Genomic DNA, 23,515 nt, shown 5'->3' with positions numbered 1-23,515 from the left:
TTCCAGGTTCACGGCGGCGTGGTCGCTCGATACTGCTGTCACGATTCGACCTCCTCGTGCTTCTGGGTCCATCTCAAATAGGGAATGACGACGGCCATGGTGATCAGCAGCAGTACGACGGAGATCGCCGCACCCCGGCCGAAATCGAAGATCTGCATGGCCTGCGTGAAGGCCCAGAGCGCCAGCATCTGGGTGGACTGGGCCGGGCCGCCGCCGGTCAGGCCGTAGACGATATCAAAGGCTTTCAGCGACGAGATGGTGGAAAGGACGAGTACGATGGTGATCGTCGGGCGCAACGCCGGCAGCGTCACACGCTTGAACACGGCCCAGCGGCCGGCGCCGTCTATGCGCGCGGCCTCGACCAGCGTCTGCGAGACATTCTGCAGGCCCGCCAGGAACAGCACCATCGAGAAGCCGACCGTCTGCCAGAGATAGGCGACGAAGACGGAATAGAGAGCGATATCCCTATTGCCGAGCCAGTCCTTGATCCAACCCTGCATTCCCCAGGAGGTCAGCAGCTGGCTGAACAGGCCGAAGAAGGGGTCGTACATCCACTTCCACATGGTGGCGACGGCAATTGGCGCTATGATGACGGGCAGGTAGAAGATGGCGCGCAGGCCGTTGCGGCCGAAGATTTTCTGGTTGAGGCTGAGCGCCAGGAGCAGTCCGACCATCGGCGGGAAGATCAGGCTCATCACGGTCCAGATCACCGTATTGCGAAAAGCCACCCAGAAGACCGGATCCTTTGTGAAGATCGTCGAATAATTGGCAATGCCGACGAATTGCCGGTTGGGATCGAGCCCGTTCCATTTCTGGAAGCTGAGGATCACGACGTTCAGCATCGGATAGAGCGCGAAGACCGCATAGATCGCCAGCGCCGGCACGAGCAGGATGAGCGCTTGCATGCGCGGATCATGGGTCGATTGTCGAAGTGACATGCTTTCCTCCTGGCGCGGCTTTTGCAGCCAGCTCACGAAAGAATGTGCCGGCCGATCAACATGGCGATCGTCCGGCGCTGGGAGGAATCAGCTTCTGCTGGCGATGAAGCTCTGCAGCTGCTTGGCCGCCTCGGCCGGCTCGATATTGCCGGAGGCAACGTCATTGATGACGCGGAAATATTCCGTCGTCACGTCGAGCGGGAAGGCCTGGTCGCCGTTCATGTAGACCTTGCCGTATTTCTGGAAGATGCCAAGCCACTCCGCTTCGAGCGGCTTCTGGTTGGCATATTGGACGTTCTTGTTGACCGAGGTCGAGCTCAGCTGGCCGAGCAGGTCCTGCTGCACCTTGGTCGACAGGAAATAGTCGAGGAACTTGGCGGCGATGTCGGGATTCTTGCTCTTGGTGCTGATGTAATTGTACTCGGCGAAGCCGTAGAGGCGCTCGGTATTGGTGGGGAAGGGGAAGATGCCGTAATCGTCGAGATTGGCGCCCGAGCCGTTCATCTGGCTGACCAGCCAGTCGCCTTCGAGCATCATCGCCGCGCGGCCGGCGGTAAAGAGGCTGTAGGACTGCTTGTTGTCGATGCCCATGAAGGGCTGCAGCGTATAGTCCTTCGTCCACTTGGCGAATTCGGCGAAGGAATCCGCCGCGCAGGGCTCCTTGGTCCAGTCGAGCGTCATCGCCTTCAGCGCATCGTGCTTTTCAGCGCCGCACTTGGTCTCGAGAATGACGTCCATCAGGCGCATGACGTGCCAGTTGACAGTACCGCCGAAGGTGAAGGCGGGAATGCCGGCGGCCTTCAGCTTCTCGGCCGCGGCGAGAAGCTCGTCATAGGTCTTCGGCTCTTCGGTGATGCCGGCCTGCTCGAAAAGCTTCTTGTTGTAATAGACCGCTTCGCCCTTGAAGGTGAAGGGAACGCCGTGCTTGCCGCCCGGATAGAGGTCGGCGAAAGCCGCTGCCGACGGCAGCAATTCGTCGGTCCACTTGTATTCGGCGTAATATTTGTCGAGCGGCAGCGAGAGGCCGGCCTTCACATATTCGCCGCCGAGGCCGAGACCCGCCCAGCTGAAGTAAATGTCGGGGCCTTTGTCGGAGCCGGCAGCGACGCGCAGCGCCGTCTTGTGCTCGTCGACGGCGCGCTGGACGATTTCGACATGCGTTCCGGGATTTGCTGCTTCGAAATCCGAAGCCGCCTTCTTCAGCGCCGTGTTGGCGGCATTGTTGTCGAAGTTGAGGGTCCAGAGGGTGATGTCTTCGGCGAGAACCGGCCTGGCGGCGAAAGACGCCATGGCGATCGCGATGATCCTCGCAGTCTTCAATTTCGCGGAAAGGGTCAGCATTACGTCCTCCTCTTGTAAAGCCGGGCCCCTTGTCGCAGGTAATGATTAGCATGTCAACTGGTATGATGAGCTAACCATCATGCTGCCGCGCGAATTTTGCGATCGAAGCGATGATGATCGCAGCCGAAGCAGCGCCGGGATCGATATGCCCGATCACCCGCTCCCCCAGCCGCGATGCCCGCCCCTTGGCCGCCGTCATGTTCCTGGTCGCTTCTGAGCCTTGGTGCGCTGCCCGCTCTGCCATGTCGAGAGCTTCGGAGAGGGACGTCCCGGACGCAGGAGCGAGGGCGGCGTCGGCCGCGGGCCGCCAGGTGTCCACCATGGTTTTCTCGCCGGGCTCGGCCTTGCCGCGTTCCTGGATGCCCTGCGCCATCGCCGCAAAAGCACGCAGGAAGTCGTCGTCGCTGAGGTCGGACTTGTCCTTGACGGCGGCGCCGGCGCGCATGAAGGCTGTGGCATAGAGCGGGCCGGACGATGCGCCGACCGCATTCAGGAATGCTTTTGCCGCCGCGTTGAAGGCGGCTGTCGGCGCAGTCTGCGCGGGGTCGAGCGCGCCGACTGCCTTGGCCGCCGCCTCGCAGCCCGCATCCATGGCAAGGCCGTGATCGCCGTCGCCGATGACGCCGTCCAGTTCGCAAAGATGGTCGCGTTGCGCCGCAATATCATCGGCGATCAGGACAAACAGGCGCTGCAGGTCTTTGGTGGAGATTGCCATCGATCACCTCTTGAACATGGCGCAATCGCAGGGATGGTCGATCAACCGCCGAAGCTCGTCGTCGAGATGCATGAGCGTGACGGACGCTCCGGCCATCTCGAGCGACGTGCAGTAATTGCCGACGAGCGAAGTATGGATGATGAGCCCGGCATCATCGAGCCGCGCCTTCACGCGCCGCATCATGATGTAGAGCTCCATCATCGGCGTGGAACCGAGCGAATTGACGAGCACGGCGACACGGTCGCCCCGATCTGCCTTCATTTCCCGGAGAATGTTGTCCATCAATTCGTCGGTCACGACGTCGGCAGGCTTCAGCGGACCGCGGGCCGTGCCCGGCTCGCCATGGATGCCCATGCCGATCTCCATCTCGTCCTCGCCGATCTGGAAGTTCGGTTTCAATGTCTGGGGCAGCGAACAGGGCGAGAGCGCAACCCCCATTGTATAGGTTCGCGCATTGGCGTGGCGGGCGGCGCGCTCGACTTCGTCGAAGGAATAAAGCAGGTCGCAGGCAGCACCAGCGATCTTGAAGATGAAGACATTGCCGGCCACGCCGCGCCGCTTCTCCCCCTGATCGGAAGGGGCCGACGCCACATCGTCGGTCGTAAGCACGGTGCGGACCTCGATTTCGTCAAGCGCCAGCATTTCGGCAGCCATGTCGAAGTTCATCACGTCGCCGGCATAATTGCCGTACATGAACAGCACGCCGGCGCCGCCGTCGACCGCCCTCGCGCAGGCCATGATAGGATCGGGCGGCGGCGAGGCGAAGACATTGCCGATCGCAGCCGCATCCGCCAGTCCCTTGCCGACATAGCCGAGAAAGGTCGGCTCGTGTCCCGAGCCGCCGCCGATCACCAGCCCGACTTTGCCCTTGCGCGGGCCGTTTCTGGCGATGATCGCGCGCGGCATGCCTTCGGCGGCATAGAGGTGCTCGGGATGCGCCGCGAGTACGCCCTGCAGCATCTCGTCGACCGCATCCGCGCCTGCATTGATAAGCTTCTTCGTCTTCACGCCGATCCTCCCTGAACGAGCTCCGACCTGCATAGATGCGGCTGGCGCGCCGGAGGTCAATGCGCCAGCGGCAAGACCGCTATCGCGAAGGGCGCGAGCAGCACATGTCCGCCCAATGCGCCGCAGTCGACCTTTCGCTCTTCGCCCGTCAGATTGACGATATGCAGCTTAGCGCCTGCGGCATCCAGGGCAATAAAAGCGAGAACGTCGGAGGGCGAAGACGAGACGCATTCCTGCCAGGAGGCGCCCGCCAAGCCAGACAAAGTGCGCACGGCGTTGAAGAGTGGCCGACGCCCGCCCTGTTCGGTCGGCTCATCAGGGCCCGCGATCAGGCCGAAGGGACCGCTCAGGGCCGAAAGCGTCAGGCATTCGAGACCGGCATCCAGCACCCGGATTGCGTAGCCGAGCGCGAAAGCCTCGGCGAAGCGTCCGTTATGGCGCGGGTCGCGATTAGCCATCGGGATGCGGCCACCGGAGGGATTGTCCATCGTGCGGCTGCCATAGGGATTCTGCCGCATCGGGATCGTCGAGGGGCCGATGCGATAGGGCTTATCGCCGTAAATCGCGCGCACGGAGCGGGTGATGAAGGGCAGCGCTTCCAATGTCTGCATGACGCTGAGATCGTCGGCCGCATGCACGATCGGATTGGTGCAGTGGCTGACGAAATCGATATCGCCTGCCGGCACGCGTTTCCGATTGAGTTCGGTGAAATAGCTCAGCATGCCGCCGCCGAGGCGAATGCCTGGGAAGGCGACACGCGCCGCTGCATAAACCTCTTCGAGGGGAGGGCAGTCCGGCCAATTGCTGCCGGGCGGCGTCGATTGCCTGTCGACCGAAGGAGAGAGCAGGATCGCATCCGGCCGGAAGCCCGCGATCTGCATCTGCCGCGCGATTTCCGCCGCCTCGCTTGCAGGCGACGCTTTGCAGGGAAGCGCGATCTCCAGCGTTGAGCGGCCGTTGTGGACAGCGGCGATCGCGGCAAAACTCTTCAGCGCTTCGGCGCCGTGCCCGGCATCCGGATCGAAATGGAAGAGAAGCTCGCGAGGCGCGATCTTAGACAGCAGGGACGCAGCCGCGAGGGTCGCATCGGCCTCCTCCGGCGCCACGATCACGCCGACGCCGGGCATTGTGCCGGTCCGCGTTCCCAGTTTGAGGCTGATCGTCGCGCCCGGCGTAAAGACCGAGGAGCGCTTTTCGGAAGAGCCGGCATCCCTGATGATGAGCGAGGTTTTCTGCCGGACAGGCTGGCTGCCCGGAATTTGATAGGGCCAGGGCAGGGCGAGCGGCCGGACGTAGGTCTTGTAGGAGGCATCGGACCAGTTCCTCTGGTCCTCCATTTCGAAAGTATCGCCCTCCATCCGGCATTCCGCCGCAACCCCGGGCATGACCTCATGGGTGATGGCGCGCATCTCCTTGAACGGCTGCCAGGGCTCGATTACATCGGGAAAACGCGTTTCGACGGTGCGGCCGTCGACATGCTCTACCGTCGCCGGCGAACCGGCGATGCCGACGATCGGATGCAGGATGCAGAAGCCGCATCGATTGGTTTCGAAGCCGGTCTCGGTGACGGCTTCGGCCTCGAAGTCGAGCCGGTCCTGAGCTCCCGCAATATGGACATCGATGATGAGCTTCGCTTCGCCAGGCCCGTCGCAGCGGGACTGATAGGTGACTTCGAAACGGTCGCCGTTTTGTTCGATGTTGAGATCGGCAATCTCGGGGCTATAAGTGCCCCAGTCCCGGTCGCGAACGAGGTAGGAAACGGCCCGCAGCACCTCGATCCCGTCATAGCGGATCGTGCGAAGGTTGCCGTCGGCGAGATCGGCCGTCAGCTTTCCGGCCGTCAGGCGAACCGGCGGCTTCTCCTGAGCGCGGGTGCCGTAGAGCTGGAACGCATCCGTCGTCATCGCAGCATCGCCCTCACATCGATCGTCGTCCCCTGAGCGGCGCTGTCATAGGCGGCCTCGACGAGGGCGAAGGTCTTCAGATTGTCGGCCCCCGAGGTCGAGTGCTCCGCGCCGCGCCTGAGCTGATCGACCCAATGCTGCTCTATCGCATAGACGCTCTCCTGTATGTTGTGCCAGGGCCGCGAGGCCCAGGGCAGCAGCTTCGGCGAAACGTCCAGTCTTGTGGTGCCTTTGCCATTGGCGATTTCGAGGCCGTAGCCCTGGCTCAGCCGGATCGTGCCTTCGGAGCCGTCGAGTTCGATCAGCGTCTCGGGGAACGGCTCCTTCGAGAGCTTGGTGGCGTAGCTGACGTCGACCACAGATGTGGCGCCGTTTTCATGATCGAGCAGAATGGTTGCGACATCCTCGCCCTTGATCCGGGGGTTGACCCGCTTCGTGCGCGCCGTAAGCGAGCTGACGTCGCCGAGGATAAAGCGGGCGATATCGAGCGTATGGATGCCGAGATCCTCGATGATGAAGCGCTCGCCTTCGGCGAGGTAGGGCTGGCCGGAGAAGACGTCGTAGCCCGAACGGAAGGAGAAGCGGCCCCAGAAGGGCGTGCCGATCGCGCCTGTTTCGAGCGCCTTGCGGACCGCCTGGATCGGCGTCTGCCAGCGAAAATTCTCGTGCACCATCAGGGCAACGCCTGCATTGCGACAGGCCTCGACCATCGCCTTCGCATCCGCCAGCGTCTTGGCGAAGGGCTTCTGGCAGATGGCCGGCACCGTGTTGCGGGCGGCCATCTCCACCAATGCGCGATGGCTCTGGACTGTCGTGGCAATATCGACAAAATCGAAGCCGCCATCGGCAAACATCGCCTCGGCGTCGCTGTAGCGCCGTTCGATGCCGAACTGGTCGCCGACGACGTCGAGCCGTTCCGGATCGCGGTCGCAGATCGCAACGATCTTGGCGCCCTCGACATTCTTCCAGGCGTGCATCTGGTTGATGGCGAAGAAGCCGCAGCCGATCAGGGCGCCTTTCAATTCCGTCATCTCAACCTGCCTTTGCCATCTGCATCAGCGTTACGCGCTGCTGCAGGCGGCGCTGCGCCTGGTCGACGACCACGGCGATGATGATGACAAGGCCCTTGATGACCATCTGCCAGAAAGAGGAGACGCCCATCATGACGAGCCCGTCGGAGAGGATGCCGATGACGAAGGCGCCGATGATCGTGCCGCCGATTGTGCCGCGCCCGCCCGACATCGAGGTGCCGCCGAGAACGGCCGCGGCAATCGCATTGAGCTCGAAGCTTTCGCCGGTCGCCGGATGCGCCGCCATCAGCTCGGAGGAGATGACGACGCCGACGATCGCAGCGCAGAGGCCGGAGAACATGTAGACGAAGATCTTCACGACATTGACCCGGATGCCGGACATGCGCGCCGCCCGTTCATTGCCGCCGACAGCGAAAATGTGACGGCCGATCGGCGTCGAGCGGGCGACATAGGCGGCCGCAAGCGCCAGCACGATCAGTATCCAGATCGATACCGGAAGGCCGAGAATGCGTCCCGCGCCGAAGAAATCAAAACCGGTCGTGGCATATTCGGGCCGGCCGACGAGGTTCGGAAAGGTCTGACCATCCGACGACAGCAGCGCGAGGCCGCGGGCGACGTAGAGCGTGCCGAGCGTGGCGATGAAGGGCGCGACGTTGAGCTTGGTGATCAACAGGCCGTTGATCAGACCGATGATGAGACCGATCGACAGCGTGATCAGCACGATCTCGAAGAGATTGAAATAGATGGTGTAGCCGATCGGCAGTTCGATGCCGTAGAGGATTAGCCCGCCGGCGACCATGCCGCAGAGCCCGACGATCGAGCCGACTGACAGGTCGATGCCGCCGGTGATGATGACGAAGGTCATGCCCATGGCCAGGAACGCGTTCAACGCCACATGCTTCGACATCAGGATCATGTTCGCGGTCGATGTGAAGTTCGGCGCGAAAATCGCAAAGAAGATGATGACGGCGAAAAGCGCGATAAAGGTCCTGAGCTTCATCAGCGTCAGAAGCGCGGAGCCGTTGGCGCCCTTCGGCGCAAGAGTGGTGGAGGTAGCCGCCATCATGACGCGAGTTTCCCTTGATGTCCGTGTCCCTTGGCCGAAGCCGCGATAATGGCGTCTTCCGTCGCCTCGTCCCTGTCGAATACGGCGACGAGCTGGCCGTTGCTCAAGACCGCGATGCGGTCGGAAAGCGCCATGACCTCCTCGAGGTCGGAAGTCGAAAACAGAATGGCGAGCCCGTTTGCCGCCAGCCGGCGCATGGTGCGGAAGACGTCGGCCTTGGCGCCGACATCGATGCCGCGGCTCGGCTCGTCCATCAGCAGCACCTTCGGATTGGTCATCAGCGCCTTACCGATGACGACCTTCTGCTGATTGCCGCCGGACATCGAGGTGACCTCGAAATCCGGGTTCGGTGCCTTGATCGAGAGATCACGGATCGCTTCCTGGATGGCGTTCTTCTCCGCGCCGCTGTCGATATGAAAGAGCCGGGTGAACCGCGAAAGGCTCGCAAGCGTCAGGTTGGAAGCGATGGAGAGCACCTGCACCAGGCCTTCGCGCTGCCGGTCTTCCGGAATGAGGGCGAGGCCGCGACGGATGCGCCGCGTCGTATCGCGGGCGCGCACTTCCTTGCCGTCGATGAAGACCTTGCCGGTCGAGTGCGTATGGCGGCCGATCACACATTCGAAGAATTCGCTGCGCCCTGCACCCATCAGGCCGTAGATGCCGAGGATCTCGCCCGCCCTGACCGACAGCGAGACATCGTTGACCGCAAGCCCACCGGTCGGCCTGGGAAGGCTGATATTTTCAGCGCGAAAGACCTCCTCACCGACGGAATGGGTGACGGATTTCGCAAAATCCTTGGCATCCGAGCCGATCATCGAGCGGACGATCCAGCGCGTGTCGATGTCGCGCACCATGGCATGGCCGGTGACCTGGCCATCGCGCAGCACGGTGATGTAATCGCCGATTCGCATCAGCTCTTCCAGCCGGTGCGAGATATAGACGATCGCCACGCCCTGGGCCTTCAGCTCGGCGATCACCTTGAACAGGATCTCGACTTCGGCCGCCGAGAGCGCCGATGTCGGCTCGTCCATGATCAGGATGCGGGCATTCAGCGACATCGCCTTGGCGATCTCCACGAGCTGCTGCTGGCCGATCGGAAGGTCCTCGACCATCGCATCGGCCTCGATGCCGGCGTCGAGACGGCGTAGAAATTCGTTGGCCTTCTCGACCTGCGCCTTGTGGTCGATGCCGAGCAGGCCGCGAGTGATCTCGCGCCTTGCGAAGATGTTTTCGGCGACCGACATGTTGGCGAAGAGATTGAGTTCCTGGAAGATCATGCCGATGCCGTGCGCTTGCGCCTGGGCCGGGCTGTCGAAGGAGACGGGCTCGCCATCCAGGATGATGCGGCCGAGCGTCGGGCGCTCGACGCCGGCGATGATCTTCATCAGCGTCGATTTGCCAGCGCCGTTTTCGCCGACGAGCACGTTCACCGCGCCGCGGCGCAGCTCCAGATTGGCGCGCTTGACGGCGACGATGCCGGAATAGACCTTCGACACGTCGTCGAGGCGCAGGATGACATCGTCCTCGTGTATCTCTGCTGCCGTCATGACGCCACCTTCAATTCCGAAGGCGTCACGAGCGGAAGCTCGCCGCTTTTCGGCAGCGGAAAGGCGCCGATCACCGTTACCGTCTTGCCGACAAGGCCGTCGCGCGGAACGGCGGAGAGAAAAGCGGTATTGGCCTTCTCGTTGAACGCCTTGCCGAACTGCGCCCATTCGATCTGGTTCTTGAACTCGTTGAAATTGACGAAGTCGAGCGTGTCGCGCAGGGCCGTGCCCCGCAGCGCCGGCCCGATCTGCACTTTCGCGTCCGCCTTGCCGTCGCCGTCCGCGTCGACGTCGAGTGTCGCCGCACGCGAGGCCGTGTCGGCTGCGACGACCTTGCCGGTGATCTTCACCGCATAGGTCCAGGGCGAGCTGCTCTGCTTGCCGGGATTGCCGTATTTCTCGCCCGCGGCATCGGGGCTCGTGGCCACGAGCGGCATGACGTCCTTCAGCTCGCCGGCGCGCTTTTCGAAATAGGGAACGACCTGAGGCTGCCAGATCGCCTCGACCTTCGCATTCGGGTCAAAGGCGGTCTTGGCCGCTGCCGCCGCCTTCTCCTCCGCGGTCGGAGTCTTGATGATCTTGCAGCCGGGCAAAGCCGCCGCCACGACGGCAGCAAGCAGAGCGCCCTTCATTCTCAACATCCGGTGAACCTCGGCGTCTTGCAAAACAGATTGCAGAGGGCGCGGTCCACGCACCCTCTGCCAATCGCGGCTGATCAGTTCGTCAGCGCGAAGGTCTCGAGTTTGTCGGCGTTATCGGCGTTGATGAGAACGCAGTCCATCAGCTGCTTCTCTTCCTTCGGCGTCGTCTTGTTCTTGATATAAGCGTCCGCCTGTTCCACCGCGAGCTGCGCCTGGGCGTAAGCCGGCTGCAGGACGGTCGCCTTGATGCCGCCCGACTTGATGGAGTCGCGCACATCGTTGGAGCCGTCGAAGCCGACGACGATCACGTCCTTGCGGCCGGCGGCCTGTAGCGCGGCGATCGCGCCCATGGCCATGGTGTCGTTGCCCGAGATGACGCCCTTGATATCGGGATTGGCCTGAAGGATGGTTTCCATCTTCGAATAGGCTTCCGTCTGGCTCCAGTTGGCCGACTGCTTGGCGACCAGTTTCATCTCCGGATAATCGTCGATGACGTCATGATAGCCCTGCGATCGGATACCGGCATTGGTGTCGGATTCCTTGCCGACCAGCTCGACATAATTGCCCTTCTCGCCCATCAGCTTGACGAATTCCTGCGCCCCGAGCTGCGCGCCCTGATAGTTGTTCGAGACGATCTGGGCGACGGCAACCCCTGTGGCGTTGATTTCTCGATCGATCAGGAAGGAGGGGATGCCGGCATCCTTGGCCTTCTTGACGGCGGCGACGGAAGCGTCCGCGCCGGCATTGTCGAGGATGATCGCCTTGGCGCCGCGCCCGATCGCCGTATCGATCATTTCCGACTGCTTGTTGGCGTCGTCGTCATGCGTCATGACAAGGGTCTCGTAGCCGAGTTCCTTCGCCTTGGCCTCGGCGCCGACGGCTTCGGCCTTGAAGAAGGGATTGTCATGCGCCGGCGTGATGATGGCGATGAGATCGGCTGCAAAAGCCGGCATGGCCGTGCCGAGCGCCAGTGCGCCGGCAAAAGCTGCAAGTGTCAGTCTGCGCGTCAGTTTCATTCTTTCCTCCCTATGGTGAATGACGCCCCGTTCTCCCCGGAGCGGTTACGGGGGGAGCGCTTTGCCTCCCCGGGCCGGTTCAGGTGATGCGCCGGATGCTTTCGGCGATCTCCTGCGGTTCGAATACTTTCTTCCAGTCGTCGCGCATCAGCGCGGGGATGCCGAACTCGATCGCCTTGTTGCAGGCATCCGAGAACACGCCGTCGACTTCCTTGAAGATGACAGCTCCAAGCACGTTCATATGGCCGAGCAGGAAGTCGCGGGCCGCCTGTTCCGGCACGCCGCGCGCCACGCATTCGTCCATCGCCTGGCGCATGATGACGAGCAGTGACGCGCAGACGGTTTCAGAAAGGCCGGGCTCCAGCATGGCGAGTTGGTCGACCGTGACGCGGTGCGAGCGCATCACCGGCGCCCAGATGATCTTCGCAATCTCCTCGCCGAGCGCATAAGCGCTTTCCGGGCCCTGCATCAGCGCCGAGACGATGTGCTGCTTGGCGAAGAGGCCGCCGAAATGATCCTTCTTGGCTTGCATGTCGGTCTCGTCGTTGAAGATCGGCGGATGGCAGGGATGGGTGACGAAATAGGTGAGGTCGTTACGCTTCGGCAGGTGGCCGGCAAAGGGTGCCGCAGCGTCGAGCGCCACCACCATGGTGCCGGTCGCAAGCTTGTCGACGATGCCCGCCGCGACCTTGCCGATCGCCGTATCCGGCACGGCGAGAATGACGACGTCCGCGCCGTCGAGAGCGGCATCGACCGGCACGCAATCGAGGCCAAGATCGTTCTTCAAACGGGCCTTGCCGGCGTCGCTCACCTCGACATGGCGCACATCGAAGCGCGAGCCTTTGAGGTTTTTGGCAAGCCGGTATCCCATTTTGCCGCCGGCCCCGAAGAGAGCAATCTTGGTCATGTTTTCCTCACCTTTTCAGTTCTCGATATGATCATATACTGGTATGATGAGTCAATCACCATATCACTGATTACGCAATTAAGACCCATGTTTTTCCGCATCGAGCCGGTCGATCGCTTGGACGTTGCCGGCGGAAGGGCCGGCGGGGTCGAATTCCGAGGCGAGCCAGGCGTCGACGATCGACTTCGCCAGCTCCGGGCCGATGACGCGCGCGCCCATCGTAATGATCTGGGCGTTGTTCGATTTGACCGCGCGCTCGGCGGAATAGGTGTCGTGGGTCAGCGCGGCGCGGATGCCCGGCACCTTGTTCGCGGAAATGCACACGCCGATGCCGGTGCCGCAGAAGAGGATGCCGCGCTCATGTTCGCCATCGACGATCGTTTGCGCCAAGCGGTGGGAAAGATCGGCATAGAAGCCGGATTGGCTGAGATCATGAACTTCGAGGTCCGCCTTGCCGGCGAGATGGGCGGCGATGACATCCAGGAGCGGCTTGCCGGCACTGTCGGCGCCAATTGCGATCTTCATGGCATTTTCCTTTCACTCGCCGTCTGGCATGGAGATAAGCGGTCGATAGCCGCGCTGACGCGGCCGAGGATGTCGAGATAGCCTTCGACGGACCAGGCGGAGCGGCCGATGAACAGCCCGTCGATATCAGGCTGCGCGATCAGTTCCTCGCAATTGTCGGGATTGACGCTGCCGCCGTAGAGAACAGGCACCGGGCGGCCGAGAACGGCCTTCGCCACCTCGGCAATCCTGCCGTGCCGCTCGGAGGCGTAATCGGCTGTCGCCGGAATACCGTTGACGCCGATTGCCCAGACGGGCTCGTAGGCAAGCAGGACCGGAGCCTTGCCGGCCTCGGTGTCGACGCCAGGGCCGCCTCGACCTGCCGCCGCAGCACGCTATCGGCCTGGCCCTCCTGGCGCTCCTGCAAGGTTTCGCCGATGCAGATAAGCGGTGTCAGCCCATGGCGGATCGCAGCCGAGACCTTGAGGCCCACGGTTTCGTCGGTCTCGCTGAAATGTTCGCGTCGTTCGGAATGGCCAAGCTCGACGAGATCGAGCCGGCAATCCTTCAGCATCGCGGGAGAAACTTCGCCGGTCCAGGCGCCGGCATCCTCCCAATGCATGTTCTGAGCGCCGACTTTCACCGAGGTTTCATCAAGCACGCGCTTGACCTCCCGCACCGTTGTGAAGGAGGGAATGACGAAGCGCTGCACGCGGGTATCGCGGCCGCGATCCGCATCGGCGAGGCGGGGCGCGAAGGCGAGCGCTTCCTCCAGCGTCTTGTTCATCTTGAAGCTGGTGCCGACCCAGACGACCATCAATTCTTCCTTCCGTCGCGGATCTGCGTGAAATAGCCGTCGGTGCCGACCTGGCCGCCCTTGAGCGCGATCTGCAAGCCGTTCGTCGCGGGATGGTCACCATGGGCGAGGCAAAGCGGCGACCCCGGCGTCTGGGGAAGCGGCAGCAACGTCGTCAGCGCGTCGATTTTCAATTGCCGCAGCGCGTGGCTTGAGGTGTCGCCGCCGGCGACGATCGCGCGCGAAAGCCCCTCCGCTTCGATCAGCCTGCGCAGGATCGTGCCGAGCGCATTGCCGAGGCGATGACGCGCACCCGGCAGCCTGTCGATATCGGCGCCGCGGTCGGCGGATGGACCGAGCGCGGTATAGAAAATGACGCTCCTGCCCTCCCTGAGCTTGCCGAGGCCGACCTGCACCGCCGCCCCCACTGCGCTTTCGCCGGTCTCCGAAACCAGCGCCAGCGGATCCAGCGCAATGGCCTCGAAGCCGTTCTCGACGGCGGCGCGGATCTGCCGCTCGGTTGTCGGCGAGACGCTGCCCGAGACGACGGCGAGACGGTCGACAGGGCCCGGATCGGGAAACTCGGTGCTGCTTTCGCCGATGACGCCGATCCGCCGCCAGGCGTCGAGCAGGGCATATTCTATCCCCGACGAACCGGCGACGAAGCTGCCGGAGCGACCGGCCACCCGCAGGAGCTGCCGGCCAGCGGCGGCCTGCGTCGCCTCGGAATCGACGTCGATGAGCAGGATGCCTTCCGGGCTCGACGCCAGCGCGTCGATGCGCAGATCGGCGTCTCCAGCCGTGATCGAAACGAGATCGGCGAGGAGAACGGGGAGCGAGGTCTGTTTCGACAAATGCACAGCAAGATCCGCCTCGTCCATCGGCGTAACGGGATGGCGGCTCATCACCGGATGGCGGTCGATGCGGTAGACTCGGCCCTGATAGGCGGCGAAGAGATTGCCGAAAGCCGTGTAGCGCTTCAGCTGCGGCGCGCCGACGATGACGGGCACGATCGCTTGCCCGAAGATCTTGCCGCCGATTTCGATCGCCTTGCCGATATTGCCGATGCCGGGGCTGGAATCGAAGGTCGAGCAGACTTTGTAATGGCAGACGGCCGCTCCGAGCGAGCGCAGCCAGTCGAAGGCGGGCACCAGATGCAGCTCCATCCATGCCGGCGTTTCGCTGCGGCTCGTTCCGGCGATGCCGATCGCGCGGCAATGCTTGAAACGGGCGAGCAATTCCGGCGTCGGAAGGCCGAGGAAGAGTGCGGTCTCGACGCCGTTCGAGGCCAGTGCCTCCATGACGTCTGTCGAACCGGTAAAATCATCGCCGTAATAGCTGACGAGAAAGTCACTCATGACGGTCACGCGCCCTTACCGTCGCTGAATTTTGCGATCGAGGCGGCAAGTTCCGGATGATCTTTGGCGTAAGTCTCAAGCGGTATGTCGGCGACCGCCGCCTGCCAGGCCTGCTGCACGGCGCGAACGCCGGCCGCCGGGCCGCCGGGGTGGCTGACGATGCCGCCGCCGCAGAGATAGAGAAGATCGACGGTACGACCGGTGCGCTGATAGGTCTCCGGCGCCTGCCCGCCCCATTGGCCGGAGCCGGCGACCGGAAGCGGCCGATCGGCGTCATCGAACAGCGGCGCGCTGACGGCCTTGAAGGAAGAGACGAAGCTGTCGTCCGGCTCCCAATATTTCACCCTGATGCCGTTGATCTGAAACTGGTCGACGCCGAGCAGCCGCCAGAATTGCTGATAGACCTTGAAATCCATGCCAGCGCCCGGATCGCGCGTCAGCACGTCCCAGCCGTTGCGATGCGCATGCAGCACCAGACTGGAGCGCTTGCGCAGGAAGCTCATGCCGCCGAAGCCGATCGAATTGATGTTGACGACGGCGCAATTGCCGCCGGCGGCCGCGACGATATCGTGGTTGCGCATCATCTCGTCCGGATCGGCATGCGAGATGCCGAAGGCATACATGACCTTCTTGCCGGTCTTCTGCTCGTGATCGAGAATGCGCGGCATGATCGCGGCGACGCGCTCCTTGAGCGGCGAATAGGTCGGGCTCATCAGCTTTTCGTCGTCCTTGATGAAATCGACGCCGGATTGGATTAGCTCACCGACGAGTTCCGCCGTCTCGTGTGGACGCAGCCCAAGCGCTGGCTTGACGATGGTGCCGATGATCGGGCGGCTCTCGACACCGGTCAGTTGCCGGCTTCCGGCAATGCCGAATTGCGGGCCGGGATGGGCGGTTTTGAAAGCCTCCGGCAGCTTCATGTCGACGATGCGGATGCCGGTCATGCCCTTGATCGAATAGACGCCGCCGATCGCGATAGTCATCAGCGCCGAAAGGTCCGTGCCGATCGCCTCCAGCGGGAAGGCGATGTCGACGTCGGCGCGGTGGAGCCGCGTGCCGGGTGCGGCCTCGGGCCAGGTCGGATGAGCCGCCTCTTCAAGCGGGCGGACCGCCAGCACGCGGGCGGCAACTCGCGCTTTCAGCTCTTCGGTCTCGCCGGGAACCGGCACGAAGGTTCCGGTCGACTGGTCGCTCGCGATCTTGTCCGCCATCGCCTCGACGCTGCCGGGCGTTTCGATGCGGTAGGTTAGTGTTATCATCATCAGACGGACGGTTGCTCCTCTCGCCACTAGATTGTCATGGCGTCAACTCGTGATCTGGTATAATGAGTATTCCAATCTTTGAAAAGCGGAATCTTCGGCTGTGCAAATTTTTGGTGCGAGCTTTGTTCTCGGCCCGGAAAACTGTTAGGAGGAACCATTTTGAGCCAGCGAGATCTCATGACCCAGCCAATCGAACAAATCGTCCGCCGGAAGCTTTCCGACGAAGTGTTTGATCGACTCGAGCGGATGATCACCTCGGGCGAGCTTCAGCCCGGCGATGAAATGCCCTCGGAGCGGGCGCTGATGGAACGCTTCGGCGTCGGCCGGCCTGCGATCCGCGAGGCCATGCAGTCGCTGGCCAACAAGGGCCTCGTCAGCATCTCGCATGGCGAGCGGGCGAAGGTGCTGAGGCTGACGGCAAAATCGATCTTCCGCCAGGTCGATCTCACCGCCAAGATCATGCTGTCGCAATCGGCGGATTCGCTGGAGCATCTGAAGAGCGCCCGCATCTTCTTCGAGCGCGGCATGGCCCGCGAGGCCGCACAGCGAGCCTCGGCAAGTGACATCGCCGACCTCAGGAACATTATCGAGCGCCAGCGCATGTCCCTCGGGCGGGCCGAAGAGTTCATCGATGCCGATATGGAATTCCACACCCGCATCGCCCAGATCTCGGGCAACCCGATCTACGTTGCCGTCAGCGAGGCCATGCTCGCCTGGTTGAAGGAATATCACACCGAGATGCTGATCTGGACCGGCAAGGAAAAGTTCACCCTCGCCGAACACGACGAAATCGTCGATCGTCTCGAAGCCAACGACGTCGATGGATCGGAGATGGCGCTCCTGAAGCATCTCGAAAGGTCGCGGGCACTTTACACGAAATAGCCCGCACCAGACCGTCGTCCATATTTGCTCCCATGCAGACCCGTGATCAGTGCCGGGCGTGCGGCGAAATTTGTCGTCAGCAGGTCCGGAACAATGCCGTCCTGGCGAGGTTGTGGAGGGGCCAACCCCGCAACATCCCAAGGAGGATATCAGGATGCGTATGAAACTCGTAGCAGCCTCGCTTCTCGCACTCGGCATGGCAACGTCAGCCTTCGCCGAGTCCAATCCGGCTCCGGCCGGCGCCACGATCGACAAGAATGCGGCCGATCAGGGCGGTGGCGCGAGCGGCGACATGAAAGCCAAAAAGCCGATGGCTACTGATACCACCACGACCGGCTCTACGACCGGCGGCACGATGAAAATGGACAAAACCAAGTGCCCCGATCCGGTGAACAATTCCGACAATCTCCAGACGCAGGGCGGCAGGAGCAATGCTACCCCGATGGACGAAGCCTGCGCCGCGCATAACAACTGAACGGCTTTCTGAGCAAACACCCCGCTCCGGCGGGGTTTTTGCTGTCGGCGCCTTCCTTGACTCCTCCAAAGGTCACTGCTAGCTTTGGGTAATCGATAACCCAAGCAAGACCCATGACCTCTTCACTCAGCGACATAGCCGCCCGCGCAGGCGTTTCCGTCAAGACGGTATCAGGCGCGCTGCATGGCGGCTCGGCGCGCATGTCGGAGAAAACCCGGCAGCGGATCAAGGAAATCGCCGAAGAACTCGGCTATGTCACCAACTTCGCCGCCCGCAGCATGCGGCAGGGTTGGATGCCGCTCGTCGGCCTCATCGCGGACGACCTGATCACGTCACCTTTCGCAACCGAGATTATCAGGGGGCTCGACGGCGCCGTGCGCTCCGCCGACATGGCCGTCTTCGCAATGACGCTCGGCGGCCATCGCAGCGTGGCGTCGATCCTCGACGAGATGCGCCGTTTTCGCCCGCGCGCCATCGCCTATGCTGCCATGTACCACAAGAGCGTCGACCTGCCGCGCGAATTTGCCGATTCGGTCGGGGTCATGATCAACTGCCGGGAGGCCAATGACCGGGTGACATCGCTGGTGCCGGATGAAACCGGCGCAGCGATGGAGATTACCAGCTACCTGCTTGACGCGGGCCGCCGCAATATCGCCTTTATCAACCTCCCGGGCCTGCTCGCCGGCGAACTGCGGGAACTCGGATTCCGGCAGGCGCTCGATCATTCCGGCGCCGACGGGGCAGGGGCTGCCGTATTGCCCGCAGTCAGCAAGGCAATCTACAGCGATCGCGCCCATAGTCTGGTGCCCCTGCATATACATGATCTCATCAATAGCCCGCGGCCGCCCGACGCCATTTTATGCGGCAATGATCGTGTGGCCATGGAGGTCTACGCCGCATTGCGGCGATGCGGGGCGACCATCCCAGATGACGTCGCGGTCGCGAGTTTCGATAATCAGGTTGAAATAGCGTCCCGCCTCGATCCGCCGCTCACCACCATGGCGCTGCCGCACCGCGCCATGGGTCGCCAGGCGGCTCAAATCCTGCTTGCCGAAGACCGGGTGCCGGTCGGGGTGCAGAAACTGCCGTTCCAAATGGTGGAGCGGGCATCCGTGTAATTTGAGCTATACCCGTTCATCTGAGGAGGAATTCAAATGGGTAATCGTTTACTTTGGTCTCTAATCTTGTCGTCGGCACTGACAACCACATGGGCGCATGCGGCCGAAAAGACCGCGATCCAGGTCATGCATCAGGGCGATCCCGGTTTTGTCGCCGCCTATGGCAAGGTGGCCGAGCGCTTCGAGGCCGCAAATCCCGATATAGATGTCCAATTCATCTACGCGCCGCACGACGCCTATAACGAGAAGTTCAGCGCGGCTGTCATGGCCAAACAACTGCCCGACGTCATGGAGCTCGATGCGCCGTTCCTCGCCAATTATGTCTGGTCGGGTTATCTTCAGCCCATCAAGCCGCTGATCGACAAGGATCTCCTCGACGACATGACGGAGTCCAACATCGCGCAGGGCACATACCCGATCGACAAGGATCTCTATGCGATCGGCCTGACCGATTCCTCAGTCGTTCTCTACGGCAACAAGAAGTATCTCGAAGCGATCGGCGCCCGCATCCCGAAATCAGTCGACGATGCCTGGACGCGGGAGGAATTCGAATCCTATCTTGAGAAGCTTTCGAAGCTCGATGGCGTGAAATGGCCGATCGACACCTTTCGCGGCTACGGCATCAAGACGGAATGGATCACCTATGCCTATGGGCCGATCCTGCAATCGTCAGGCTGCGACCTGATCGACCGCAAGGCCTGGAAATCCGAAGGAACGCTCGACAGCGACGCCTGCGTCGATGCACTCGCCATGATGCAGAAATGGGTCAAGAACGGCTGGGTCGTGCCGCAGTCGGCCGGCACCAACCAGTTCTTCGCCGAAGGCAATCCGGCCGCACTGGCGCTCGGCGGACACTGGGTCTATGCCGAAGCCGCAGCGACCATGAAGGACAACATCGTGGTGCTGCCGCTTCCCAAGTTCGGCGCCAAGGGCGCAAGCCCCGACGGCACCTGGATCTGGGCGATCACCAAGACGTCGAAGCATCCTGATATCGCGGCCAAGTTCATCAGCTTCCTGCTGAAGGACAAGGAGTTCCGGACCTACGTCGCAAGCCAGTCCGGCTATCCCGGCTTGAAGAGCTTCGCTGCCGAATCTCCGCTCTATGCCGATGGCGGTCCAATGGCGATTGCCTTCGAACAGGCATCGAAGACAGCCGTCGGCCGTCCGCCGCATCCAGCCTATCCCACCATCACCTCCGCCTTCATGCAAGCGGTCGACGAGGTGTTCAATGGCGGCGATCCCAAGGAGGCGCTGACATCCGCCGCCGAGAAGATCGACCAGGATATCGAGGACAACGACGGATACCCGCCGTTCGGCGACGAACAATAACCGCTATCGCTGCCCTGCGAGGTCTTCGCCAGACATCGCAGGGCGGGAGCGGCAGGCTTGGAGAGGAGGAACTGCATGGTCATGCAACAATCGACATCGTCGACGTCAATCGGAAAGACGCGCCGGCCTGACAAGGGACGGCTGATGCAGGAAGCGGCCATGCTCGCGCCGGCCGTGATCCTGTTGACCGTCTTTCTGATCGTGCCGTTTCTGCTGTCCTTCTGGACGGCAATGACCAACCAGCCTCTGGTGCCGCGGCCGACGCCGGTCCGGTTCGTCTGGTTCAACAATTTCATCCGCATCTTCCAGGACGACCTTTTCTGGACCGCCCTCTGGAACGTCTCGCGCTTCACCTTCTGGATCATCCCAGCCCAGTGCGGCCTCGCTTTCGCAACCGCCCTGCTGCTGCATCAGAAGCTGCCTTTCCGCAATCTGCTGCGCGGCATGTTCTTCCTGCCGGCGATCACGTCGATGGTCGTTGTCTGCGTCATCTGATGGCACCCTGTTCCAATATCCGACGGGACCGTTCAACCAGATCCTCGGCTTTGTCTCCGGCGGTGCAATCCAGCCGATCGATTGGCTCGGCGATCCCGAATGGGCGATGTTCTCGCTCGTTCTGCTCTCGGCATGGCAGGCCTATGGCTTCCAGATGATCGTCTACCTCGCCGGCCTTCAGGGCATCCCGGACGAACTCTACGATGCCGCCAAGATTGACGGCGCGAACGCTTTCCGGCGCTTCTGGCACGTCACCATGCCCGGCCTGCGGCCGACCCATGTATTCGTCCTCGTGATCACCACCATCCAGGCGTTCAAGCTCTATACCCAGGTCGCCATTCTCACGCAGGGCGGACCGAAGAGCAGCACCGAGACGGTGGTGCATTACATGGTCCGGGCCGGCTTCGAGGAGCAGAAGATGGGTTATGCCTCCGCCGTCTCCGTCATCCTGTTCGTGATCGTTCTCATCATCGCGCTGATCCAGCGCCAGCTCCTGAGGCGCTTCGATGTCTGATATCGCTCTCTCGATCCCGCAGGCCCGCGCGGCGCGGCCTCGCTCCGCCACAAGGGTTCTGCGCATTGTCCAGACGGTCTCCATCTTCGTCATCGCCCTTGTGATCGTCTCCCCGTTGCTGCTCCTCCTTGTGGCGAGCCTCAAGGACGACCGGTTCCAGATCCTGGCCGACATGGGCAGCTTCCGCGCCTTCTGGGTTTCGAATCCAACGCTTTCAAACTATGCGGAGGTCGGCCACCTCTCAGGCGAACTCGCCTTCGGCCGTTACCTCATCAACTCGCTGATCATTCTGATCACCACGGTCTGTTGCGGACTGATCGTGAATTCGATGGCCGGCTTCGTCCTGGCCTGGGGATCGCTGCGGGGCCGCGCGGTCATCCTGTCGGTCGTGATCGCGCTTTATGTGATCCCGCAGGAAAGCATCATCATGCCCCTCGTGATCATGGTTTCCAGGGCGGGAATGTCCGACACCTTCGCGGTGCAGATCGTGCCCTGGGTCGCGAGCCCTCTCTACATCTTCCTGTTCTACCAGTTCTTCACGCAGCTGCCGAAGGAGCTGCTGGAAGCTGCCGAGATGGATGGCGCATCGTTTTTCCGAGCGTATCGCTCCATTTTCCTGCCGCTCAGCCTGCCGGCGCTTGCCACCGTATCGATCCTGATGGGCATCGAGACCTGGAACCAGTATCTCTGGCCGATCCTCGTGACGCAGACGGATTATGCCCGGCCGATCGCCGTCGCCATCGCGACCTTTTTCGGGCAGGACAGCATCTATTGGGATCGTGCGATGGCCGCCTCCGTTTTGATGATGATCCCGATCCTGGGGCTCTACCTTGCATTCCAGCGCTGGTTCGTGAGCTCCTTTATCGGCTCTGCCGTGAAAGGTTGAATTGATGACAAGTCAAGCGATGTCTCCGTCCGATGACGGCGGGCTGGAGACGATCAGCGCCATCCTGCCAGCGGGAACCACGATCCATGCCTGGATAAAGGCTTCTCATGGCGGCGCGCCGGGAAGGCTGACCGCACATGTCGACGGCGGTCCGGCCGGTGCTGTCGAAACGTCAAATCCCCATGAATTCGAGTTCCGGCTGCTGACGCTGGCAAGCGGCGGAGAAGCCGCCTTCTCCTACGACCCCGTGACAACAGACGTCTCGGTCCTCTATGCCTTCCGTCAGCCTGGCGTTCTCGAAGAAGGCGTCCGGCTGCTGCATGTCAAGCCTTCGAATGCCGCGCCCGAGGTTGCCGGCGGCTATCACTTCCGCCCGCCTTTCGGCTGGATGAACGATCCCAACGGGTTCGGACGATTCGGCGGCAGGGCGCACCTGTTCTACCAGCACTATCCCCACAGTCTTCGGTGGAACAACATGCACTGGGGGCATGCGGTCTCGGACGATTATCTTCACTGGACGCATCTTCCGATCTTTCTTCCGCCTTCGGACGAACTGGCCGCGCGGGCGGATGGGCGCGGCGGCGCATTTTCCGGCTCGGCGATCGCACTCGATGGCGCCGGCATTCGCATCTTTTTCACCGAGCACATGAAGGACCGGGAACCGGAGGAGCAGGTCCAGTGCACGGCCACCAGCCGCGATCTTGTCACCGTCGAACCGGCGAGCCTGATCCTCCCTGCGCGGCCCGCGGGGCTCGGCCTGACGACCGACTTCCGCGATCCCTATGTCTTCATGGGTCCCGACGGCAAATGGAAGATGCTGCTCGGCACGCGGGATCGCGAGGGCGGCGTCATCCTGCTCTACGAAACGGACGATCCGACCGCGGCGACGGGATGGACCTTCCTCGGCATGCTCCATCGCGAGAACCGATTCGGGATGACGGCGGCGGAGTGCCCCTGCCTGGTGCCTCTCCACGGTCCCGCGAGCGATCCGTCGACGCGCTGGGCCTTGATATTCGGTCTTCTGACCAGCCGCGATCCGGCAACGGGCCGGCGCAACATGACGCTTGCGAGTGTCGGCCGTTTCGATGGCCGCAGCTTCTCCGTGGAATTCGAACAGGAGCTGGATTTCGGCACAGACGCCTACGCCTTCCAGGCCTTCCTCGATGGCAGCGGTCCGGTCGGCATCGCATGGCTGGCGAACTGGACTGACGTCTCCAAGGACTTCGACATGGCGACAGCCATGACGCTGCCGCGCCGATTGGCATTGCGTGGCGGCGCGCTGATCACGCCGCCGATCACCGGTGTCGAGAGCCTGCGGCAGCGCAGGCTGAATGCCGACGGTCTTCTGGTCGGCGGGACCGTCGATCTTGCCAACGGCGCTGTCGAAATCCTGCTCACCCTCCATGAGGCGGGCAACGCGTTCCGCCTTGCATTCGAACATCCCGAGGCGGCGGTCGCGGTTGAACTGAACGACGACGGGCTGAGCATTCTCTTTTCAGTGACGAATACCAAAGCGTCGCCACGCTACATCGCCGCCTGCGCGCGTCCGTCGAACATCCGGATATTCCTTGATGTAGGTTCGATCGAGGTCTTCGCCGACGATGGCCGCTGGACCGGAACCAAAAGACTGCCTGGCTTCAAGGGGATAAGCTCGATGCGTCTTTCCGCGCCCGAGGGCAATGTGCGCGCCGCCGAAATATGGCAACTCGGTCTTTGATCTCCGCGGCAACTCGGACAAAAGCACGGCCGCCGGGGGCGGCGGCCGTTGCAAAGGAGCATAGC

At 62.5% G+C, this 23,515-nt stretch carries 20 protein-coding genes and 2 pseudogenes; 7 read left to right on the top strand and 15 right to left on the bottom strand.

All coding sequences use genetic code 11. The features are described from left to right. Positions 1-38 precede the first annotated feature (38 nt). The 15 genes and pseudogenes from GA0061105_RS13325 to oiaX form a co-directional block, all read right to left on the bottom strand. Positions 39-938, bottom strand: a complete 900-nt coding sequence (locus GA0061105_RS13325; protein WP_092750597.1) for a carbohydrate ABC transporter permease — start codon at positions 936-938, stop codon at positions 39-41. Between the two features lie 87 nt (positions 939-1,025). Further along, on the bottom strand, positions 1,026-2,279 hold the full coding sequence (locus GA0061105_RS13320) for an extracellular solute-binding protein (protein ID WP_092750595.1): 1,254 nt from the start codon (positions 2,277-2,279) through the stop codon (positions 1,026-1,028). 70 nt (positions 2,280-2,349) lie between these two features. Beyond that, positions 2,350-2,994 carry a dihydroxyacetone kinase subunit DhaL gene (gene dhaL / locus GA0061105_RS13315; RefSeq protein WP_064692771.1) on the bottom strand — a complete coding sequence of 215 codons (645 nt, stop codon included), beginning with the start codon at positions 2,992-2,994 and terminating at the stop codon, positions 2,350-2,352. A 3-nt stretch (positions 2,995-2,997) separates the two neighbouring features. Then, positions 2,998-4,002, bottom strand: coding sequence for a dihydroxyacetone kinase subunit DhaK (locus GA0061105_RS13310; protein ID WP_092750593.1), 1,005 nt, complete (start codon positions 4,000-4,002; stop codon positions 2,998-3,000). A 56-nt stretch (positions 4,003-4,058) separates the two neighbouring features. Next, entirely contained in the window at positions 4,059-5,906 is a 1,848-nt protein-coding gene (apnL, locus tag GA0061105_RS13305) for a D-apionate lactonase (RefSeq protein WP_092750591.1), read from the bottom strand. Then, positions 5,903-6,937, bottom strand: coding sequence for a Gfo/Idh/MocA family protein (locus GA0061105_RS13300; protein WP_064692774.1), 1,035 nt, complete (start codon positions 6,935-6,937; stop codon positions 5,903-5,905). Before GA0061105_RS13300 ends, apnL begins: the two co-directional genes overlap by 4 nt. A 1-nt stretch (position 6,938) precedes the next feature. Then, a complete protein-coding gene (locus GA0061105_RS13295; protein ID WP_092750589.1) occupies positions 6,939-8,003 on the bottom strand; it encodes an ABC transporter permease in 1,065 nt (354 codons plus the stop codon). Then, on the bottom strand, positions 8,000-9,550 hold the full coding sequence (locus GA0061105_RS13290) for a sugar ABC transporter ATP-binding protein (RefSeq protein WP_092750587.1): 1,551 nt from the start codon (positions 9,548-9,550) through the stop codon (positions 8,000-8,002). The genes GA0061105_RS13295 and GA0061105_RS13290 overlap by 4 nt, the downstream gene beginning before the upstream one ends. Beyond that, entirely contained in the window at positions 9,547-10,191 is a 645-nt protein-coding gene (locus GA0061105_RS13285; protein WP_092750585.1) for a DUF2291 family protein, read from the bottom strand. Before GA0061105_RS13285 ends, GA0061105_RS13290 begins: the two co-directional genes overlap by 4 nt. Before the next feature lie 74 nt (positions 10,192-10,265). Further along, the gene (locus GA0061105_RS13280; RefSeq protein ID WP_092750583.1) at positions 10,266-11,207 is read right to left on the bottom strand and encodes a D-ribose ABC transporter substrate-binding protein; all 942 of its coding nucleotides are present in this window, start codon (positions 11,205-11,207) and stop codon (positions 10,266-10,268) included. Between the two features lie 79 nt (positions 11,208-11,286). Next, positions 11,287-12,114 carry a phosphogluconate dehydrogenase C-terminal domain-containing protein gene (locus tag GA0061105_RS13275; protein WP_092750581.1) on the bottom strand — a complete coding sequence of 276 codons (828 nt, stop codon included), beginning with the start codon at positions 12,112-12,114 and terminating at the stop codon, positions 11,287-11,289. Positions 12,115-12,192: 78 nt separating this feature from the next. After that, a complete protein-coding gene (gene derI, locus GA0061105_RS13270; RefSeq protein WP_092750579.1) occupies positions 12,193-12,639 on the bottom strand; it encodes a D-erythrulose-4-phosphate isomerase in 447 nt (148 codons plus the stop codon). After that, positions 12,636-13,435 (bottom strand): annotated as a pseudogene (locus GA0061105_RS13265) (triose-phosphate isomerase). Before GA0061105_RS13265 ends, derI begins: the two are co-directional and overlap by 4 nt. Continuing rightward, positions 13,435-14,772 (bottom strand): four-carbon acid sugar kinase family protein, encoded by a 1,338-nt coding sequence (locus GA0061105_RS13260; RefSeq protein ID WP_092750577.1) that lies wholly within the window; start codon positions 14,770-14,772, stop codon positions 13,435-13,437. Before GA0061105_RS13260 ends, GA0061105_RS13265 begins: the two are co-directional and overlap by 1 nt. A 5-nt stretch (positions 14,773-14,777) precedes the next feature. Further along, a complete protein-coding gene (oiaX, locus tag GA0061105_RS13255) occupies positions 14,778-16,034 on the bottom strand; it encodes a 3-oxo-isoapionate-4-phosphate decarboxylase OiaX (RefSeq protein WP_092750575.1) in 1,257 nt (418 codons plus the stop codon). Positions 16,035-16,211: 177 nt separating this feature from the next. Here oiaX and GA0061105_RS13250 point away from each other — a divergent pair, with 177 nt between their 5' ends. The 7 genes and pseudogenes from GA0061105_RS13250 (at position 16,212) to GA0061105_RS13220 (ending at position 23,450) form a co-directional block, all read left to right on the top strand. After that, the gene (locus GA0061105_RS13250; RefSeq protein ID WP_092750573.1) at positions 16,212-16,916 is read left to right on the top strand and encodes a transcriptional regulator NanR; all 705 of its coding nucleotides are present in this window, start codon (positions 16,212-16,214) and stop codon (positions 16,914-16,916) included. 154 nt (positions 16,917-17,070) lie between these two features. Next, positions 17,071-17,391: a hypothetical protein gene (locus tag GA0061105_RS13245; protein ID WP_064692784.1), complete on the top strand. Its 321-nt coding sequence runs from the start codon at positions 17,071-17,073 to the stop codon at positions 17,389-17,391. 113 nt (positions 17,392-17,504) lie between these two features. Further along, entirely contained in the window at positions 17,505-18,509 is a 1,005-nt protein-coding gene (locus tag GA0061105_RS13240; RefSeq protein ID WP_092750571.1) for a LacI family DNA-binding transcriptional regulator, read from the top strand. Positions 18,510-18,545: 36 nt separating this feature from the next. Then, complete coding sequence (locus tag GA0061105_RS13235; protein ID WP_092750569.1) at positions 18,546-19,838, top strand: ABC transporter substrate-binding protein; 1,293 nt, start codon at positions 18,546-18,548, stop codon at positions 19,836-19,838. Positions 19,839-19,913: 75 nt separating this feature from the next. Next, positions 19,914-20,847, top strand: a pseudogene (locus tag GA0061105_RS13230) (carbohydrate ABC transporter permease). Then, positions 20,840-21,733 (top strand): carbohydrate ABC transporter permease, encoded by an 894-nt coding sequence (locus tag GA0061105_RS13225; protein ID WP_092750567.1) that lies wholly within the window; start codon positions 20,840-20,842, stop codon positions 21,731-21,733. Before GA0061105_RS13230 ends, GA0061105_RS13225 begins: the two are co-directional and overlap by 8 nt. 4 nt (positions 21,734-21,737) lie before the next feature. After that, entirely contained in the window at positions 21,738-23,450 is a 1,713-nt protein-coding gene (locus GA0061105_RS13220; protein WP_092750913.1) for a GH32 C-terminal domain-containing protein, read from the top strand. The last annotated feature ends 65 nt before the right edge of the window (positions 23,451-23,515 follow it).

Source organism: Rhizobium aethiopicum (assembly GCF_900094625.1).
In the GTDB taxonomy this organism is placed as follows: Bacteria; Pseudomonadota; Alphaproteobacteria; order Rhizobiales; family Rhizobiaceae; genus Rhizobium; species Rhizobium aethiopicum.
The sequence above is the reverse complement of the archived record's forward strand: the minus strand, read 5'-3'. Positions and strand labels throughout refer to the sequence as shown.